The sequence below is a fragment of the Dongia soli genome, assembly GCF_034044715.1.
In the GTDB taxonomy this organism is placed as follows: Bacteria; Pseudomonadota; Alphaproteobacteria; order Dongiales; family Dongiaceae; genus Dongia_B; species Dongia_B soli.
Genome location: NZ_JAXCLW010000004.1, coordinates 136,385 through 155,230 on the forward strand (window position 1 = coordinate 136,385; position 18,846 = coordinate 155,230).

17 protein-coding genes are annotated in these 18,846 nt (G+C 56.3%); 8 read left to right on the forward strand and 9 right to left on the reverse strand.

Translation table 11 applies throughout. The annotated features are described in order from the left end of the window. Positions 1 to 48: 48 nt before the first annotated feature. From hisD to ilvA, 5 genes are all read right to left on the reverse strand, one after another. Positions 49 to 1,386, reverse strand: a complete 1,338-nt coding sequence (gene hisD / locus SMD27_RS15445; RefSeq protein ID WP_320509307.1) for a histidinol dehydrogenase — start codon at positions 1,384 to 1,386, stop codon at positions 49 to 51. Positions 1,387 to 1,521: 135 nt separating this feature from the next. Further along, positions 1,522 to 2,025 carry an ureidoglycolate lyase gene (locus SMD27_RS15450; protein WP_320509308.1) on the reverse strand — a complete coding sequence of 168 codons (504 nt, stop codon included), beginning with the start codon at positions 2,023 to 2,025 and terminating at the stop codon, positions 1,522 to 1,524. A gap of 188 nt (positions 2,026 to 2,213) precedes the next feature. Then, positions 2,214 to 2,621 (reverse strand): hypothetical protein, encoded by a 408-nt coding sequence (locus tag SMD27_RS15455; protein WP_320509309.1) that lies wholly within the window; start codon positions 2,619 to 2,621, stop codon positions 2,214 to 2,216. Positions 2,622 to 2,629: 8 nt separating this feature from the next. Next, the gene (locus SMD27_RS15460) at positions 2,630 to 3,019 is read right to left on the reverse strand and encodes a DUF6152 family protein (RefSeq protein WP_320509557.1); all 390 of its coding nucleotides are present in this window, start codon (positions 3,017 to 3,019) and stop codon (positions 2,630 to 2,632) included. Between the two features lie 32 nt (positions 3,020 to 3,051). Continuing rightward, complete coding sequence (gene ilvA, locus SMD27_RS15465) at positions 3,052 to 4,566, reverse strand: threonine ammonia-lyase, biosynthetic (RefSeq protein ID WP_320509310.1); 1,515 nt, start codon at positions 4,564 to 4,566, stop codon at positions 3,052 to 3,054. 560 nt (positions 4,567 to 5,126) lie between these two features. Here ilvA and SMD27_RS15470 point away from each other — a divergent pair. The 4 genes from SMD27_RS15470 (at position 5,127) to SMD27_RS15485 (ending at position 9,556) form a co-directional block, all read left to right on the forward strand. Further along, positions 5,127 to 5,774 carry a P-loop NTPase family protein gene (locus SMD27_RS15470; RefSeq protein WP_320509311.1) on the forward strand — a complete coding sequence of 216 codons (648 nt, stop codon included), beginning with the start codon at positions 5,127 to 5,129 and terminating at the stop codon, positions 5,772 to 5,774. Between the two features lie 21 nt (positions 5,775 to 5,795). Further along, the gene (locus SMD27_RS15475) at positions 5,796 to 6,920 is read left to right on the forward strand and encodes a glycosyltransferase family 4 protein (RefSeq protein ID WP_320509312.1); all 1,125 of its coding nucleotides are present in this window, start codon (positions 5,796 to 5,798) and stop codon (positions 6,918 to 6,920) included. A gap of 84 nt (positions 6,921 to 7,004) precedes the next feature. Further along, positions 7,005 to 8,441 carry an oligosaccharide flippase family protein gene (locus SMD27_RS15480; protein ID WP_320509313.1) on the forward strand — a complete coding sequence of 479 codons (1,437 nt, stop codon included), beginning with the start codon at positions 7,005 to 7,007 and terminating at the stop codon, positions 8,439 to 8,441. Then, positions 8,438 to 9,556: a glycosyltransferase gene (locus SMD27_RS15485; protein ID WP_320509314.1), complete on the forward strand. Its 1,119-nt coding sequence runs from the start codon at positions 8,438 to 8,440 to the stop codon at positions 9,554 to 9,556. Before SMD27_RS15480 ends, SMD27_RS15485 begins: the two co-directional genes overlap by 4 nt. On the opposite strand, the gene SMD27_RS15490 is transcribed toward SMD27_RS15485, so the two are convergent. From SMD27_RS15490 to SMD27_RS15505, 4 genes are read right to left on the reverse strand one after another with little or no spacing between them, the layout of a single operon-like run. Continuing rightward, positions 9,524 to 11,287, reverse strand: coding sequence for an alpha/beta fold hydrolase (locus tag SMD27_RS15490; protein ID WP_320509315.1), 1,764 nt, complete (start codon positions 11,285 to 11,287; stop codon positions 9,524 to 9,526). The genes SMD27_RS15485 and SMD27_RS15490 overlap by 33 nt on opposite strands. Before the next feature lie 47 nt (positions 11,288 to 11,334). After that, positions 11,335 to 12,243, reverse strand: coding sequence for an amino acid--[acyl-carrier-protein] ligase (locus SMD27_RS15495; RefSeq protein ID WP_320509316.1), 909 nt, complete (start codon positions 12,241 to 12,243; stop codon positions 11,335 to 11,337). Between the two features lie 4 nt (positions 12,244 to 12,247). Then, positions 12,248 to 13,408 carry an acyl-CoA dehydrogenase family protein gene (locus SMD27_RS15500; protein WP_320509317.1) on the reverse strand — a complete coding sequence of 387 codons (1,161 nt, stop codon included), beginning with the start codon at positions 13,406 to 13,408 and terminating at the stop codon, positions 12,248 to 12,250. Continuing rightward, positions 13,392 to 13,655, reverse strand: coding sequence for an acyl carrier protein (locus SMD27_RS15505; RefSeq protein WP_320509318.1), 264 nt, complete (start codon positions 13,653 to 13,655; stop codon positions 13,392 to 13,394). The genes SMD27_RS15500 and SMD27_RS15505 overlap by 17 nt, the downstream gene beginning before the upstream one ends. Positions 13,656 to 14,034: 379 nt before the next feature. On the opposite strand from SMD27_RS15505, the gene SMD27_RS15510 reads away from it, so the two are divergent. From SMD27_RS15510 to SMD27_RS15525, 4 genes are all read left to right on the forward strand, one after another. Next, positions 14,035 to 15,414, forward strand: coding sequence for an outer membrane beta-barrel protein (locus SMD27_RS15510; RefSeq protein WP_320509319.1), 1,380 nt, complete (start codon positions 14,035 to 14,037; stop codon positions 15,412 to 15,414). Then, positions 15,359 to 15,958 carry a polysaccharide biosynthesis/export family protein gene (locus SMD27_RS15515; RefSeq protein ID WP_320509320.1) on the forward strand — a complete coding sequence of 200 codons (600 nt, stop codon included), beginning with the start codon at positions 15,359 to 15,361 and terminating at the stop codon, positions 15,956 to 15,958. The genes SMD27_RS15510 and SMD27_RS15515 overlap by 56 nt, the downstream gene beginning before the upstream one ends. A 116-nt stretch (positions 15,959 to 16,074) precedes the next feature. Then, positions 16,075 to 17,628: a GumC family protein gene (locus SMD27_RS15520; protein WP_320509321.1), complete on the forward strand. Its 1,554-nt coding sequence runs from the start codon at positions 16,075 to 16,077 to the stop codon at positions 17,626 to 17,628. Between the two features lie 137 nt (positions 17,629 to 17,765). Next, the gene (locus tag SMD27_RS15525) at positions 17,766 to 18,833 is read left to right on the forward strand and encodes a glycoside hydrolase family 5 protein (RefSeq protein WP_320509322.1); all 1,068 of its coding nucleotides are present in this window, start codon (positions 17,766 to 17,768) and stop codon (positions 18,831 to 18,833) included. The last annotated feature ends 13 nt before the right edge of the window (positions 18,834 to 18,846 follow it).

An 18,846-nucleotide genomic window follows, 5' to 3' on the forward strand; every position in this document is an offset into this window, starting at 1 on the left:
AAAGGCGCAGGTACCGGTGCGATACCTGCGCCTTTCTCTTTACCCCGGTCAGCCGTTCTTGCGCATCAACCGCTCGCGGATATCGGAGACGGCATTGGCATGGGCATCGAAGCCCTCGTAATCGGCCAGCGCTTTGGCCGGCTTCGCCATGATGGGATAACCTTTCGGCGTCACATAGGCGAGTGAAGTCCGCTTCAGGTAATCGAAGACCGAGAGCGGTGACGCCGTCCGGGCGGCACCGGATGTCGGCAGAATGGCATTCGGCCCCAGCACATAATTGCCCAGGGTATTCGGTGTATGGGCACCAAGCAGGATTTCTCCGGCATTGCGGATCTTGCCGAGATGCTCAAACGGCTCCTCGGCATGGATCAGCATATGTTCGGGCGCATAATCATTGACGAAATCGTAGGCCGCTTGCAGATCGCCGGTCAGCACGATGCCGCCACGCTTGCCCGACAAGACTTCGGTGCAATAGGCGACACGCGTCGCCGACATCTCCGCAAAGAATTGCGGGATCGCCGTCAAGGCCGCCTCCGCCACCGCGCGCGAATTGGTCACCAGGAAGGCGGAGGAATCCGGCCCGTGCTCGGCCTCGATCAGCAGGTCCAGCGCCGCGACACGGCCATCGGCCGTTTCGTCGGCCAAGACGATGGATTCCGACGGGCCGGCGACGAAACCTGGATCGATCAGGTCGCTGAGCAGACGCTTCGCTGCAACGCCATATGAATTGCTGGGACCGACGATCTTATGCATCTTCGGCACCGTGGCCGTGCCATAGGCGACGGCGGCGATCGCCTGGGCGCCGCCGACCAGATAGACTTCCTCGACACCGGAAATGCGCGCGGCAACCAGGGTGGCGGCATCGGCTTTGCCATCCGGGCCCGGCGGCGTCAGCATCACCAGGTGCGGCACGCCCGCAACCAGGGCGGGGATCAGCGACATCGTCACCATGCTGGGGAAAGAGCCCTTCCCGCGCGGCACATAGCAGGCGCAGGAATCGATCGCATTCCACCTTTCGCCCGTCAGCACGCCTGGCTGGATTTCTTTCATCCACATATCTTCCGGCATCTGCGCCTGGTGATAGCGTTGGATATTGTCCGCGGCGAATTCGAGCGCCTTGATCACCTCAGGCGAGACGGCTTGATAGGCGGCATCGATGTCCGCCGTGCTTACCTTGAGCGAGGCCGCAGAGAAGCTGGCTGGCGCCTTGTCGAATTGCTGGGCGAACCGCACCAGGGCGGCATCGCCTTCCTGCCGCACGGCGTCGAGGATCGGCTTCACCCGCTCCAGATAAACGGAGAGATCCTCCTCGGCGCGCACCAGCAGGGCGCTGCGCTCGGCCGGTGTCAGGCGGCTCAGTTCATGCAGGGCGATGGGGCGGGACATTGATCTACCTCAGCTCAGGTCCAATTCATTCGGCCGATCAGATAACAGCTCAGGACGTCGATTGCCAGCGCGGCCAACAACCGCACCTCAATTCCCTACCGAACTTAAGTGAATTGACTGAGGTCTGCGATCAGGTCAGTTTTCCAGCCAGATCTGCTGGTTGTCGTAAAAGGCTTCATCACAATTCGCCCCCGCGCCGCCTCGGTCCATGACAAGGAAATCGGTGCTGCGTTCCAAGGCGATCAGCGGATGGTGCCAGACACCTCTGGCGTAGTTGACACCCTGTCCGGGTACGGTGCGGAAACAGCGAAAATCCTCCCTGGCAGGCGCTTCGCCAGGGAGTGCCACAACCACGAGGAATGAGCAGGGTTGCAGCGGGACAAAAGCCTGGCTGCCGCGCGGGTGCCTTTCCATGATGCGCAGCCGCAGCGGCAGCGGCCTCGGCTCCGCGCGGACGATGCCCAGTATCGGCCGGCCACCATCGTCCAGAACATCGATCGTGGCCAGATCGTGATACCGCTCCGCCCAGCCTTGATTGATGGTGAAATGGCTCTTCGCCTCAGCCACCTGGATGACATCGCCGAAAGGCGCAAAAGCCTCTTTCGTCAATGCCTCCGTCCTCAGCCTGTGCAGTTCCATTGATCCATCCACAATGCTGCGCAATATCCTGGACAAGACTATGCACCAAGGAAAATCACGGCTGAACAGCTTTTTTCTGCCATCAGGCCCCTTAGGATATGCGGCCGTGTCAGAAATAGGCGATCAGCCGGGCTCTGCAAACGATGGCCAGCCAAAAATGATCGGCAGAAATGCGGTTACCTTCGCTCCTAGCGGCGCATCCCCATGCCAGTTCGCGAGACCCGCCACGCACCGGTATGAGCGACCGTGATATTGAGGAGGGCCAAGGCAATCAACAGCACTTTGATTTGGAAGGCGGGATTGCGCACGACATGCGCCGCATCGGCGCTGAATAACAAAAAGCCCATGCAGATCGCCAGAAGGAAACCGCCGCGTGCCATCGGCAAGATCAGCTTGGCCATCGGCCGTATCCCGACCGACTGCCCCAAACCCAGCAGCCGCAGGTCGAGCGCAATGATCGAGCCGACCAGGATGACGAAGCCGATGATATCCAGGATCTCTGCCGCCGGATACAGTGTTGGCGATGTCCGCATCAAGTGACCTAAGGTACTTTCCTGCAACGCGTGGAAGATCGGCCAAACCGCGTGTTCCTCCATCACCTTTCCTAGCGCAACTCGTAGCGTTTATCGTCCAGGATGATGTATTCGATGCGAGCCTCCTCCGGATTTGATTGATGCGGGTAACCATAGACCGTGCAGGTCTTGCCCGACGCGATCATCTCCGGTGTGATGCCGCGATTAAGCATGCGCGATGGCGGGGCCAACACAAAAGGCCAATGCTTGCCATTCGCATTCATATCGATTTCGCAATCTGGGTTCTGGAAAGAGGACGTCTCTATCTGCCCTGTCAGGGTGAAAGGGCGACTGGTGTCATAGCCGCCCCAACCATGATGCGCCGAAGTGGCTTTTTTGATAACGCCATACCGGGCAAAACGATCGCGCTGAAGGTAAGGATTCGCCGTCGTGTCATGACCATCGGGACACCTCCTCGACAGGCGTCAATCCGACACGCCTGGGGGTGCCATGACTAGCTGGTCAAGAACATCCGATAGGCCGGATTGTCCGTCTCCTCCTCATAGGGATAACCAAGCTGACCCATGCGCTCGATAAATCGCTGCCGATCATTCGCCGGCACCTGCAGACCAACCAGGACACGGCCATAATCCGCGCCGTGATTGCGATAATGGAAAAGCGTGATATTCCAGGCGGAGCCGACCCCGTCGAGAAAGCGCAATAATGCGCCAGGGCGTTCCGGAAATTCACAGCGCAGGATCACCTCGTCGCGCAAGGCGGCGGCCCGACCGCCAACCATGTAACGGACATGCAGTTTCGCCGTTTCGTTGGCGCTGATATCCAGAACGCCATAGCCGAGCTTTCTCAGTTGCTCGATCACGTCTGCCTTCTCGCTATTGGCATCCCGCAGCTTCAAGCCGACGAAGACATGCGCTTCCGCTCCGGCCGCGTAGCGGTAGTTGAATTCTGAGATAATCCGATTGCCCAAAGTATGAATGAACTCACGGTAGCTGCCTTGTCTTTCGGGAATTGTCACACCGAGCAAAATCTCGCGGGCTTCGCCCACCTCCGCCCGTTCCGCCACATGGCGCAGTCGGTCGAAATTCATATTGGCACCGCTATTGACGGCAACCAGCGTGCCGTTACGTGTCGAATGCTGCGCGGCATAGGCCTTCAGGCCGGCAAGCGAGAGCGCCCCGGCCGGTTCGGCAATAACGCGGATGTCCTCGAAGATATCTTTGACGGCGGCACAGATTTCATCAGTATTTGCGACCAACACACCATCCAGCAGATCCTTGCAAAGCCGATATGTCTCCGCACCCGCCTGACGCACCGCAACGCCATCGGCGAAGAGCCCGACGCGATCGAGCACCACGCGCTGGCCGGTTTCCAGCGCCGCTTTCATGGATGCCGCATCCACCGGCTCGACGCCGATGACCTTGGTCTCGGGCCGCAGGAATTTGACATAGGAGGCAATACCGGCGGCCAGCCCGCCGCCGCCGATCGGGACAAAGATCGCCTCGATCGGATCCGGGTATTGATGCAAAATCTCCATCCCAACGGTGCCCTGGCCGGCAATGACGTCGACGTCGTCATAGGGGTGGATGAAGGTCAGGCCCTGTTCCCGCTCCAGCCTCCGGGCATACTCATAGGCTTCGTCGAAGGTGTCCCCCTGCAGCACGACCTTGCCGCCCCAATGCCGCACGGCGTCGATCTTGATCTGCGGCGTGGTGACCGGCATGACGACCGTTGCCGTCAAGCCCAGGCGCTGCGCTGACAGGGCGACGCCCTGGGCGTGGTTGCCGGCGGAGGCGCAAATGACCCCTGCCTCTCGCGCCTGCGGCGTCAGGCGGGCGATCCGGTTATAGGCCCCCCGGATCTTGAACGAGAAAATCGGCTGCAAATCCTCCCGCTTCAGCAACGCCGTGCAGCCGAGCCGATGGCTCAGGCGCGTCATGCGGTCGAGCGGCGTTTGCACCGCCACATCATAAACCCGCGCATCCAAAATCCGTCGAACGTAGTCCGTCACCTTATACCTCAATCCTAGCTTGGGATTTTCAGCCGCATCCAAGACCCGCGGCACATTGCCGTTATGGTTCAATCGTAACAGAGGGCAGCATATTAGGGAGAATTTCCTTGTACTCAAGCCGCTCCATCCGGTGTTGGACCGCTGATTCCGCCCTCACGAAGCACACGATATAGCCTGTCTCGCTCTACTTGAGGGCGAGGTCCATAAGCGGGGTTATTAGAGGATTGATGTCTCTCTTTGCCTATTCATGAAAGACGACGATGCTGTATAGGAGGGCGATCCGAAATAGGAAATCTTGCGATAGCGTGCGCCTCTATAGCATCGCCGGGCTTACTCATCACCGCGATGCATCTCAGGTTGAGGAACAACAGCTATGAACAGATTCTTGTCTATCGTTGCGTTTTCCATCTATGCCGCAACCAGCGCGCCACGTAATATCGCTCCACAACTGCTTATGACTGCAACCGCTGGGACGGTTATGCGCTGGAGGTCCGAAGCATCGCTTCGTACCCAAGCAGGTAATTGAATTACATTTTCGATCTGCCGTTGGGGGTTACGACATGACGAGAGCCCTGACCAAACGAGACAGGGGCGGTAATACGGATGCAATGACCTTGGATGGCATCGTCCGTGAAGTTCAATCCCTTCCCCGACAAGCCAATAACAATATGGTCGGCTTTATCGCCGCCAGATCCGGTGAAGGTGTATCCACCGTTGCATCGCTGTATGCACGCTCGGTGGCAGACAATCATGGACATACGGTCTTGAAGGTCCGCCTGGACGAAAGCGACACCGAACCTTCCGCGGATGATCCCACCTTACTTCAATGCGCGTTGAAGGAGGCCCGGCGCGACGATGCGATTTATGAAAGCGATCATCCGTTCATTTACGAAACGTCGCTTGCATCTATCGCGGACAGTTCGCGCAAGATCATCCAGTGCTTGTCTGACGATCATTTCTGGAACGATCTCAGATCGCAATTCGACACGATCGTCTTTGACCTACCGGCCATAGCGAGGACACGTCTTCCTCTGGCCATCGCGCCCTATCTTGATGGCGTAATTCTCGTCGTCCAGGCAGAAGCGTCGCGCGAGCCTGTTGTGCGGAATCTGATCGATGGATTGAGCCGCGCCAAGATCCTCGGTTGCGTCATGAATCGACGGCGGCATCATATCCCCAAGTTCATCTACCGTGCACTTTTTGGATGACAGTCTGCATCTGGTATCCGCATGACAATGGCCGGTGAGTTTACCGTTTACGTCATCAGCCCCGGTGGAACCCAAGCCCGTGGCGGCATGGGGCGCATGGTTCGCTACTTCGTCAATGAGATTCGGCGCAGAGAAGGCGCGCCGGACATTGTCGTCGTCGATACATATGGGCCGGGAAGTAAATTTCTTATGCCCGTCTTTTTTCTCCTCGCTCTCCTGCGGCTCTCGGCAGCCTGCATGGCCGGGAAGGCCGATATCCTTCACGCCCACGTATCAGAGCGCGGCAGCGTGTTGCGCAAATTCATCCTTTGCCTACCGGCATTGCTGCTCGGCATTCCCGTTATCATGCATATGCATGGTGCGGAATTCGTGCAGTTCTACAAGAAACTCCCAGCACCATTGAAAAACCTCGTCTGCGGCTTTCTGCGAAAATGCGACAGTGTTGTCGTCCTGGGCTCCGCATGGCAGGAATACGTCGTCAACGAGCTCAAGCTGGACCCGTCGCAGATCGTCATCCTGCATAATGCAGTTCCTGCACCCCTGGTTGGCCGGCGCGCGGAGGAACCGGAATCGCGAGAATGCCGCCTAGCCTTCGTCGGCGAAGTGGGAGAGCGGAAGGGGATTCCAGAACTGATCGAAGCGCTAGCTCAACCGCGATTCCAGGTCGCTTCATGGTCTCTGCGGATTGCCGGCAACGGCGCGGTCCGCCACTTCCAAGCAGTTGCGGAAAAAAAGGACCTAAAATCGCCGCGGGTGAATTTCCTCGGTTGGACGGACGAGCATATAACTCGGCAGCTATTGGCAGATAGCGATATTTTGATATTACCATCGCATAACGAAGGCCTGCCGATGGCGATACTCGAGGCCCTCTCCTATGGCCTTGCTGTTATCACGACGCCTGTCGGCTCTATCCTGGACGCGATCGACGACCGGCAGAACGGTCTGATTGTGCCGCCCAAAAATGCTGAAAAACTGAGCGATGCAATTTTCGAACTCATCAACGACAGCGAGCTACGTCGCCGTTTAGGCTGCAGCGCCCGAGAGAAATTCGAACGGCATTTCGAAATCGGGCCATATTGCGACCGCCTGATATCGCTTTATGGAGAGCATATGACCGGCCGTGTCAAAGCGCTCGGTCGTCAATGATATGTCGGGCCAGCCCCTTGTCATGCCAATGCATCAAATGATTTTCGGCCCCGTTGCCGGCCGCTCCAGTGAAAGGTAAAGGCGATGATCGGGGGCCAAGTCATACGTTACCTGCCGTCAACGATCATCCCTCCGCTCTCGACATTCATCGCCATCTATATTTATACCCGCTTGCTGACGCCGACCGAGGTAGGGACCTATACCTTTACCCTTACCATCACCTTCTTATGGCAAAGCGTATTCTTCAGCTGGCTACCGATCGCTGTCGTCCGCTTCTACACCGGCGATTATGCGCGCAGCGGCGAAGATGTCGTGACCGTGGCCCATCGCGGCTTTGGCCTTGCTGCCATCGCCGCCACCGTCGTTTTCCTCACCGCGAAATATCTGGGCTTCTTTGAGGATATTTGGGTAACCTGGCTGGCATTGCCACTGGCCCTCTCCCGTTCGCTTTTGAATGTGCAACTATCTTGGTTGCAGGCTCAATTCAAAATCGGGCGCTATAACCTCCTTGAGGTCGGCCAGACCATCTGCGGCATCGTCTCAGGAATCATCCTAGTCGAATTCTACGATCTCGGTGCGGAAGGGGCCCTCATCGGCATACTGATTGGCTATATCGTCGGCCTGGCGGGCAATCTGTTAAATATCTTCCGTGTCGCCATTAAATCGGTTCCCTCAGCTTCCCTGCTGCGAGAATTCTTTGCCTACGGTCTTCCGTTATCCTTGGGCTCGATCCTTGCCAGCGCCTTGGCTTCCGTGGACCGGGTCGTGATCACCAAATATCTTGGATTGTCCGAAGTCGCCGCCTATTCACTTGCCTTCGGCCTGGTCGACCGGCCGATCACATTGATTTTTTCTTCCGTGTCTATCGCCATGTTTCCCGTCGCGATGCATGCCCTTGAATCCCAGGGTCCCGCCGTTGCGCGTGGCTACCTGCGCCAGGGCTTGGGGCTGGCTTTCGCCCTGGCTATTCCGGCTTGCTTCGGCATCGCCGCGCTGGATAAGAATGTTGTCTGGGTCCTTCTGGGTGAGAATTTCCGGGAAGAAACATGGCCGCTCATAGTATGGGTCACCATCTGCTCGTTCCTGGCGGGCGTCTCATACCATACCTTCGGCCAATCCTTTCATTTCTCACGTCAGACCTGGAAAGTTCTTTTCACCATCGGCCCCGCGGCCGCGATCAATATCGTCGCCTGCATCATCTTCGTTCCCTCCTTCGGTCTGCAGGGCGCGATTGGCGCCAACCTGGTATCCATGGTCGTCCTCGTCATTGTCAGCGGAATTCTGGGCCAACGTTCATTCCGCCTCGACATTCCCTACGTCGACGCGTTGAAAGCAGCCGTTGCATCGGCACTCATGTACTTGATCCTGAAGTTGCTTCAGCTACCGCTGACGGCCTGGGGTCTCGTCACAGGCATCGTTGTTGGCGGCTTGCTCTATGGACTTCTCGCTCTTGCGCTTAACATTGCACAGGCACGGCAAATGCTCGATGCCAAGCTAATCAGCGGACGGCGACCATCATGAGTCAGCGCCAAGTTTTCATCTATCTTCCCAACCTCGCCGGCGGCGGCGCTGAACGCTTGACTTTGAATCTCCTCCCAAGATTCCGCGAGGCTGGCTACGAGCCATCCTTAGTCCTCAATACACGTAGCGGCGCATTACTGCCTTATGTTCCCGAAGATATCCGCATCATCTCCCTGAATGCCAGCCGCAGTCTGAAGGCTATCGGAAAGCTCAGCCGGTTGCTGATACGGGAACAGCCCGACATCCTCCTATCCAATCTGGGCCACAATAACATCATCGCTCTATGGTCCCGGGCCTTGTCACGGGCATCGACAAAGGTCGTTGTCTGCCAGCACAGCGTTCTCTCCCAGGAATCGCTGCACGATGGCAATTGGCAGCATCGAATCCTCCCGGCCGTGAGCACGATCTTCCTTCGGCTGGCCGATGGCATCGTTGCCGTGTCACGGGGCGTCGCCGACGATATGGCCCGCATCCTGCGCCTTCGCCGTTCCGCTATCTCGGTCATTTACAACCCGGTTCTGACCAGGGATTTCGATGCGCGCGCCAGTGCATCCTTGAATCACGCCTGGTTTGCGGAAAGAGCCATGCCCGTCGTTCTCGGCGTTGGTCGGCTCGTGCCGGAAAAAGATTTCGGCACGCTTATTAAGGCGTTCTCGCTTCTGCGGAGGTCGATGCCTTGTAAGCTCGTTTTGGTCGGCGACGGTCCCGCCCGTGCCGGTCTCACAAAGCTGTGTCAAGATCTGAGCATCGCTGCGGACGTCGATTTTGTCGGGTTTCAGGAAAATCCGCTTCCCTTTATCCAGCAGGCCGCCTTGCTCGTCATGTCCTCGACCTATGAAGGTTTCGGCAATGTCCTGGCAGAAGCGATGGGATGCGGTACGCCGGTGATCAGCACCGATTGCCCCTATGGCCCCGCCGAAATTCTTGGCGGTGGCCGCTTCGGTGCACTTGTTCCGGTGGGCGACGCCGAGCGAATGGCGCAGGCAATGCAGGACGCCCTGGCGAATCCCCTGCCCGCGGATATTTTGAAAAACCAAGCCGCGCAGTTCCGGGACGATCGCGTGTCGTCCGAATATGTGGCGCTATTTGACCGTCTGCTGCAGCAGAGGAGTTGATCGGCTTCTCGCCGGTCCTTCGCAACGACCTAGAAACTCCACCAGCATCCCGAAGAACTCTTCCTTGGCTGAACTTGCCGTCAGGACATGATCCGTGCCGGTCATGATGACAAGGTTGACGTTCCGAAAGCGCTTCAGTTTCCTACCGTCACGTCCAAGATGCACCGACAAGCCATCCAGCCCTCCGTCATTGTGGCTGTAGATGAGTAAAAGCTGCGTTTTCCTAGATTGGAGCAGCTTGAACCAGCGACGGACCTTCGCGGTATCATTCTCCGTCTTCGACAGGGGACCGAGGATTAAGCCCAGCTCCGCGTTTAGCTTCTGCCATCCACGATGCATAATGGTTCCGGTCACGCCGCGCACATTTAAATCACCTTTGAAGAACCGTTTCCAGGTTCCCCAATCGGTCATCTTCTTGAAGTAATAGCGCGTGGCATGATGTTCCTCGCGGAGCGTTATCTGCAGACTATCACCAATGTGACGCACGAAGTTTGGCGGATTGACCGGAACAGCACCAACAACGCGGGCATCTTGTACCGCACCGTGGAAGGACAAATATGCCCCCGCGGAAATTCCGGTGATCACAACCTGATTGATCCCCTGGCTCTCCAGCCAGTCGATCGCAGCGCTGATATCGCGCACGGAATCTCCGTCAAATAGTACGTTTTCCCCACGCCCGGGCCGGGGCGGGCTGTCGCCTAGTCCAGCGATATCCACCCGAACCGTGATATATCCTAAAGCGGCCAACCGCCGCGTGAAAATCACGGAACGTCGTCCAGCACCGATTTGGTGGTTGGACCCGGTGGTGACGAAGATGACCGCAAGAGGGCGAGCAGGCTGCTTAGAGGGTGCGCAATGTATCGCAAAAAGCCGACTGTCCTGGCCAAAAAAAATCGGGCGCTCCACCCAATCTTCCTCTGCCAGCGCCACCTCGGGGAAGGACGCTGGTACCACTGACGTCCCCAGCAGATCTTTCGAAAGCCAGTTCTTCAGAAAAAGAAATGCTTGCTCAGGTTTCTTTGCGAAGACGGCATCGACCATCATCTCGGCATAAGCCGGGAACGCCGCGGCTTCGGCATGCGAGCCACATTGCTGGAATTTTTCGACAAGGAAATCATCGGCGGGATTCTCGGGACCTTTCATAACCAGAACCCGCTTCGGCGGTTTACTTATTTTCTGCGTGATATCAAGCGCACTGATTTCGCCCGCAAGCTTTGGCGTCATGATGAAACCGGCAAGATTTATGTTTGGATCCTCGCTGGTCCGCTCGCTTCCCGCCGCTGACGCCAAAAAGCTCATGCGCGCTAAAGTTTTAACCTCCCGGACATAAGCCCTGCCCGAATGCACTGGGGCTAGCAAAGCCATTGCAACGACGTCATCCAAGGCTTCGACTGCCCGCGTCGCCAGCAGCCCCCCCAGACGCAGTCCGACCAGGGCCACGCGTTCCACTTTGGTCAAGGCACGTAGTTGATGCACGGCCTCTCGGATGTTCTCGATCCAGATTTCCGTTCGCTCAGATTCGGGAGCGGTTCCCACGGAATTGCCGGTTCCATAATAGTCGAACCGCAAAGTCGGCATGCCGGCCGCCGCCAGATCCTCCGCGAGATTGCGCAGGATGCGATGGACGCATAACTCCTCGTAGCCATGAGGATTACAAATCACGACACCGAGTCCGCCGGTCGACGGATGTAGCCATCCGAAGCAGTTCGAAAAGGTGATAGGCGTCATCATGGGGGACAACCTCAGATTAGAGGCGCGACCATCACAATGGCGATAAGTCAGCTCCAAAGGATTTCACGCACCGATTTGGGCCATGCTTGCACATTAAAACCGTGATGCCGGAACAGTGAGAGCGCGACGCGTTCCATGCCGAAGGCGACACAGGCCGTATGCGCCGTCTCTCCGTCTTCCTGCTTCAGTTTCCAAAGTCCCCCAAGGTGGTCCTGATGATAGTTAAAGCTGAGGCAGGCCGTAGGCCGATCCTCTCTTACGACCGGAATGAGCAATTCAAACTTCAATTCTTGTTCGCGCTGATTATTAGCCAGCATCTTGCCAGTGCGACCAAAGAATGGATCATTGGCGATATCCAGCTTCATCGGAACCCCTAGCTTGCGCATAAGATTCTGGCCTTTTTCCAGCCATGAGGCACGGAATTCCAGTACCTGTTCGGGGGTGCCGATACGGACATATTCGCGCATCCGAAAAGACTGCATTCTTGTCGGATCGCGCGAAGGCTCGTGACGGAAACAATAGGACATAACGTCGAATAACAAGCCTTCAGGCGGCACGGCGCCTCTTTTTGCTGCGATCGGATATATCGGATAGCAAGCGGCCGGCGTCAGGACGATTTCCGTCTGCTTCTGGTGTTTTGCCCAATCCCCCTTGCTTTCGATCAGGTCCAGCATGTCGTGATGGTCATGCTCATCGCCCATGAAGCAATGAACCGTGCCAGCAAGCTGTGGAAACCCTTTCATATAACCGCTACGCTCAAACTCTTCGCGGCTCATCTGGGGTGGAAAGCGCACGACCTCCGCACCGCCATCGCTGCCATAGGCGGTAATCAGCGCATCAAATCGGGCGATTACGTCCTCAAAGACGGCGCTTCTGGCATAGACGCCGTCTACGCCTGTTTCCATCAGCAGTCCGTGCGCGACCAATTGGTCTATATAGCTTAATGACTGTTCCATCGCCTTACCCCATCAATCCTTTTGCCGGCCTATGTCCGAGGATCATCTCAGACATGTTTCCCATAATTCGGTCGTTGTTGATCATGAGCGGTGCTGAAAGGGCATCTCGCATATGTCTGCCGACACTGAAGGCTGTGTCGTTCTTATATCCATGGATGCCGCAGATCATGAGAGCATGATTGACAATCTGGATGACTGATTGAGATGCAGAAATCTTGATGTTGTTCATGGCAACGCCGAAACCGAAAGACATCAGTTTTGCTTCATCTTCCTGCGCTGCGATACAGTCACTCAATCCTAGGAGAAGGTTTGCTTTCATCATTTGAAGCAAATTTGTCGCTTCGACCAGCCGCATTGTCCCTGGAGACGTGCCATTTCGATTTTTTTGCGCCTCCGAACGTACATAAGACCTTGCTCTGGCAACTGCATCTGTCGCAATTCCCAACCACACACAAGCCCATAGAAGATGTGAGGTCGAAAGCATTGACTGCGCCGCGATTTCCGCAAATGGCCTCGGAAGGATCTGTTCTATCGGCCCCTTCGCTGTCAGCTTGAAACCATCGCTGCAGGTACCTCGCATCCCTAAGGTATTCCACTGGGCCGTGCGCTCGAGGCCGTATTGCCCCTTCAATAACGCCACCATTACCTGGTCGGTCGTTGCCGCCTCCGGACAGCGCCGTGCAGTCACCATAATGCCGTCAGCCTGCGCGCCATATGAAATTACCGTTGCATCCTTCTCGAGCGTAAAATTCGTGCCGTCGGATTTGATGGCACAAATGCTATTCCGCAATGCACCGCCAATACCGGCCTCTGAAGTGGCGGAGGCCAGGAGCAACTGATCCGCCGCAACCCGCATCATGAATAAGCATGGCCAGCTTTCGAGTCCCTCATATTCAAGCATGCTGGCGGTCATGATGTAATGCATTGCGAGGATCATGGCACTGGACGAACAGTATTGCGCCAATATCCAGCAAACCTCTGCCACTTCCAGCAAGCTGCCACCGCCACCTCCAAGCGACCTTGGAATAAGGAGGCTCAACAGCTCTTGTTCTTTTAATGCGTCAATCGTTTCTTTGGGAAAACGCGCATCTCTGTCCACTTCATCAGCATATTTCGCAGCGATCTTGATGCCAATGTCCCGAGCACGATCAGACGCCGATACCATCAGCTACCTTCATCGATAAAAGCTCCGTCACGACGTTTCTGATTGACGCGATGCTTTCGAAAGTTTGTCGCGTCAGTAAGTGGTCGGGGAATTCAATGTCGAAGGCGTTCTCGATCGATAGCATCAGCCGCACGGTCGAGAAGGATGAGAGTCCGACACTGAAGAGATCCGTATCGTCGTTGAGAGAAGCGACATCGACAGACAGCTTCGCATGCTCTTGCAGCAGAGAGCGTAATTGCTGATCCATTCGCTAATGCCCCCCCCTTGCTGAGGTCTCGTGTTCTCAGCAGATTTATTGGAGATGAAGCCATCTCCCTTTTCGACATTTGTACTCTAACCTTCGCGCTTTGCACAGTAGGACAAGTAAGACGGGACATCAAAAATCATTGGAACAAATCGTGGCGTTATTTATTTATCGCGCGCGCAAAGTAATTACGCGAGATTTTCATTCCTAAAGACCGTTAACAGCGTGCGACCGTTTTCTCACTATGGTTGTGTCGAGGAATTTTGCCCGCACATTCCTGAAAATCGTGATGGCTGCTCTGTGCGGGAATTGATGAACGCCGGTATTGCATATACATTTTCAACAGCGACTGGGATCGCTGCAGAGTTCTGGGGGCTAGTAAATGTTTACCTTGGGGTCTCGGATCGGCTTTCCGGCTGTATGCCAGCGTGCGGCCTTTCCATTTCATTTCTCGAAAACAGAAATCAACGCGGATCGAGAAAAGGGAGTCTCAAAGACGTCTCTCTTTCTCTGCGTCCTCGCCGGAAGCATATCTATCTCGCTAACCCATGCCGGCAAAGCATACGCGCAACAGAATACCGTTCTTGCACCTGAATTCGTTCCCGGTGAGACGATCATGGATCGCTTCAACCGGTTGCATCAGCCTGAAGGCTTTGAATTCGGACCTTTCAAGATCAATCCTCGCCTTGACGTCGGCTTGGGGTATGACACCAACATCTTCGATAGCGATCATCATGTACGCGACGACGGCTTTGTTACGACGACAGCCGGCGCATCCGCAGTCGCATCCAACGAGAACTATTTCGCAGCCCTGGACGGATCGATATCGCGGGCAACTTATTTTTCCGATGCAAGCAATGACGCTTGGTATGGCGCCCTCTCCGCCAATGGTTGGAAAAATGTGGGTACGAATTTTCACCTGACTGGAAATGCCTATGTCGCACGCGAAATAGAAGCGCGGGACGACCCCCAGACGACAGGCGAAACCGAGCCGGTTGAATACTGGCACTATCAGACTGGTCTGGGGTTCGAGACTTTGAACGCCATCATCACGACCAGCGCGGGGATCGGTTATGACCGTCGTGACTACGATAACGTTTCAGGAGAATCCGGCACCATTGATCTTAGCGAACGGAATATTAATGAAATCGATGGCACGACGCGCTTCACCTATCACATCGCCGACGACCGTAGCATCTATCTCAACCTCCTCGGCAATATCCGCCTTCCAGATGACAAATTCGATACCAATGACATTCAGCGCAAGTCATCCGGCATCCTGGCTACGATCGGCTCGAATTATACAATCAACTCCGCAATTACATTGACCGGCGCGATTGGATATCAGGGGCAATATTACGTTGATTCAGAGGTGCATAACGCCAATGGCCCCTATGCGAGTGTGAGCGCGAACTGGCTGCTCGGCGAATTCACGCAGGTGCTCGCCTCTTTCGAGCACGGCTACTACGAAAGCTTCGATGTCCAAAGCCCCGGCTACTGGCAGAATATCGGCAGTATCGGTGTGACCCAGGAGTTGCGGCGCGACCTCGTCTTCATCGCGACGGCGACGGTGGCGGATCGTGATTTCATCGACAGTAGCCGGCGCGAGACCGTCTATGCGCTCAACGCCAACGTTAAGTGGAGTGTCGCAACCGGCATTGTCATTTCCTTGGAAAATACCTTCGAAGTGCAGGAGGCACGCAGCAATGGGACGGATTTCACCAGCAATCTTACGCTGCTTCATATCACGAAAACTTTTTAACCTAAGCTTCTCGTCGTTTCTTCTGGCGGTCATGCTGACCTGCCTCGCAGGCTGTACATCAGCGCCACCGATCCAGACCGGCGCCACTAACGGCTATCACCTCGGGGCCGGGGATAGGGTTCAAATCGAAGTCTATAATGACCGAGAGATGTCGGGCCAGTTCGAAGTCGATGCTGGCGGCCAGGTCTCTATCCCGTTGATTGGAGGTGTCCAACTTGGTGGGCTCACTCTGCGCGAGGCTGAGCAGGCAATCGCCGATAAGCTGAAGTCAGAGAAAATCGTCAACGATCCTAATGTCAGCGTGAATATCAGCCAGTATCGGCCAATTTACGTGACTGGTGAAGTTCAGCGCTCAGGTCAGTTTCCGTTTGCCAGCGGCATGACCGTCCTCACCGGCGTTGCCCTGGCGAACGGCTATACACCACGTGCGGATCCGGATCGCATCGAAATTACACGCGCACCGGACACCAAACCTAAGGCTGCGACTGAATCCACAACCCTGGAGCCGGGCGATGTTGTCAAAGTTTTGCAACGTTGGTTCTGATTGGGAGCCCTCACGGGAATGCCCCTTCGAGCGAGCCTGCGCCGATGTTATAATGGACTTCTGTCGGGCAAAGGTCGCGAACAGGACAAGATCGCGGATATATGAGGTTCATGCCGATGAGTAGCGATCAAAATCGAAGCTTGACAGAATATGTTCGTGCCCCCGCCCGCTATGTCATCCCCGCGGAGCTCGATACGCGGGAGCCGGCATTCGAACAGCAGCCTTTCGCACTGCGCGATATGCTGATTTTTCTGTTCAAAGACTGGAAGAGAATCTCCATTGCCTTCCTTATCCCGGTAATTGCTGCGATCGGCATTGCATTTGCCATCTCGCCAAAATTCGAAGCAAAATCGGTCCTGCTGGTGCGGATCGGCTCCGAATACTCGCTCCGATCGGACACTGGCGAGGCGATCCTGTCCGGCGTCGATCTCAATAAGGACGAGATTCTGAAGTCGGAAGTTGAGATTCTGCTGAGCTCGGCCGTTCTGGAAAACGCCATCGATGCGACGGGGATTTATCGACTGTTTCCAGACCTCGCCAAGCAGGCCGACCAGAAAAAGGCCAAGGCGCTAGCCATCACAGAGCTCGGTGCGGCGCTGGATGTCGTTCCGGTGAAGGCATCAAACATCATCACCCTCAGCATCAAGCACCCCGATGCAAGTGTGGCGCGCGACATCGTCAATAATGTCATCGCTGCTTATCTGGCAAAACGAACGACCATTTTCGCCGATCCTCGCGCCGGTATACTGGGCCAGCAATTCGTCGATGCGAAGGCGAAGCTGGAGGACGTGACCAACGAAATCGACCGGTTGAAGCGGGAAAACAACATTTCCGATATCGCCCAAGAACGTAGTCTGCTTCTGCAGCAGCGATCGGCACTGGACAGTGCGCTAAAACAAGTCGTGACACAACTTCCTGAGCTGCAGAACCGGTTGGATTCCTTGAGGAAAAGCGGAGCGTCCACGAAACCACAGGTCGAACTCTATGCCGAAACGAGCAGGCCGCAGGCTACTGACATGGCGAACCAGGAATTGACCCGGCTGCAAATCGCGGAGAGCGATCTGACCAAGCAATATGGTCCCAATCATCCCAAGGTCAAACAAATCCGCGAACAGCTGCGGGATGTCGAACGAATTGTCGGACAGCAACGGCAATCGGTTTCCAGTGCAGTCCGGATAGGCCGCAATCCCGCAAAGGACCTGCTGGATGCGCAGACGATCACCGCTAGCGCCGAATTGGCGGCTGCAACGGCCAGCGAGGATGTGTTGCAGCACCAGATCGATGAGGTCGATCAAAAACTGACGAAACTGAGCACCGTGGCCTACCAACTGGATCAGTTGACGCTGCGTCAATCGGTGTTGGAAGCGACTTACCGGTCCTTCGCGCAAAAAACCGATGAAGCGCGAGCCCTCGACCAGCTCGACCAGAAGCATGCTGAGAATGTTCGGGTCGTGGAAGAGGCGCGGCTGCCCGTAAAGCCGACCGGATATCGCGTGGCCATCGCGCTGGTCGGCGGTATGGTTGGCGTCTTTTTCGCTGCCGTCGTGGCGCTCCTCTCCATCATGCTGCGCGATACCTTCGTCACACCGCAGCAGATCGAAAAGGCGTTTGGTCTACCCGTATTGGCGGCGCTGCCGGATATGCGGGTGCCCCGGGTAGGACATCCTTGACCGCCGGCTTGCTCTCTCGGCGGGCTTGTCGCGGCCATGGCGCCGCGTCCCGGCGATCATGGCTCTATGCGATTGCCGTCTTCTTCATCGCGTGTGCCATCTTCGAACCGTCAACAGCCCAAGCGCAAACTGGCAATATGACCGGCCCGGTCTTGCAACGCGGGGTCAATCTCAGCAATTGGTTCCAGTTGGACGGCATCCAATCGATCAGCGAGTCGGATTTTCAACAGATCTATCAAGCGGGTTTCGACCATGTCCGAATCCCCGTGGACCCCGCCTTTTTCGGGTGGGGTCCCGGCGGTAACCAGGATGCAGCCGAGCAGAAGATCATCGCCACGCTGAGCTATCTCTCATCTCTGGCGGCAACGCATAAATTGGCCCTGATCATCGACATTCATCCGTCACTGGCGCTGGCGGAGCAGATCGAAACCGATGACGAAGCGGCAAATGCATTCGTCTCCCTCTGGTCGAAAATGGCGGCCGGCCTAAGGCTGACTTCGCCGGACAATGTCGCCTTGGAAATCTGGAACGAGCCACCCTATTACAGTGGCGATTCGTCTCGCTGGCCTAAGCTCGCAGCGAGGATCGTTGCCAGCATTCGCGCCTCTCTGCCGCAGCATCTCCTTATTGTCGGCGGCCGGTTCAGCAATGGCATTGACGGCCTTCTAGAATTCCGTCCCTTGCCGGATCCCAACATTCTATATGTGTTCCATTTTTATGACCCCTTCATTGTCACGCATCAAGGAGCCTCGTGGTGGCGCGACAAGAACGACACTGCGATCGGCTTCATGCAGAACGTGCCTTATCCGGCGTCGTTAGGTGCCCTTTCGCAGATCCAGCTGATCAATGGCGCAAATCGAGCGGTGGCAATGCAGGAAATAGCCGCCTATTCGGTAAGCGGGTGGAACCGCGGCAAGATAGCCGGCGAAATTGAAAAAGCCGCCGATTGGGCGCGGCACTTCCGCGTTAAGCTAATTTGCACTGAATTCGGTGTTTTGAAAGAGACAACCAGTCCGGCACCACGATTGAACTGGCTCAGGGATATGCGGGAGGAACTGGAAAGACACGGCATCGGCTGGTCGGTCTTCGATCTGGTCGACAGTTTCGGAATCGCCACTAGGCAAGGAGATAATCTGGAGATTTCACCTGATATGCGTCGGGCATTAGGCTTGCCCCTGTCGCGACCGGCATCCGGCCAACCTTAAGCGGAAGGTGAAC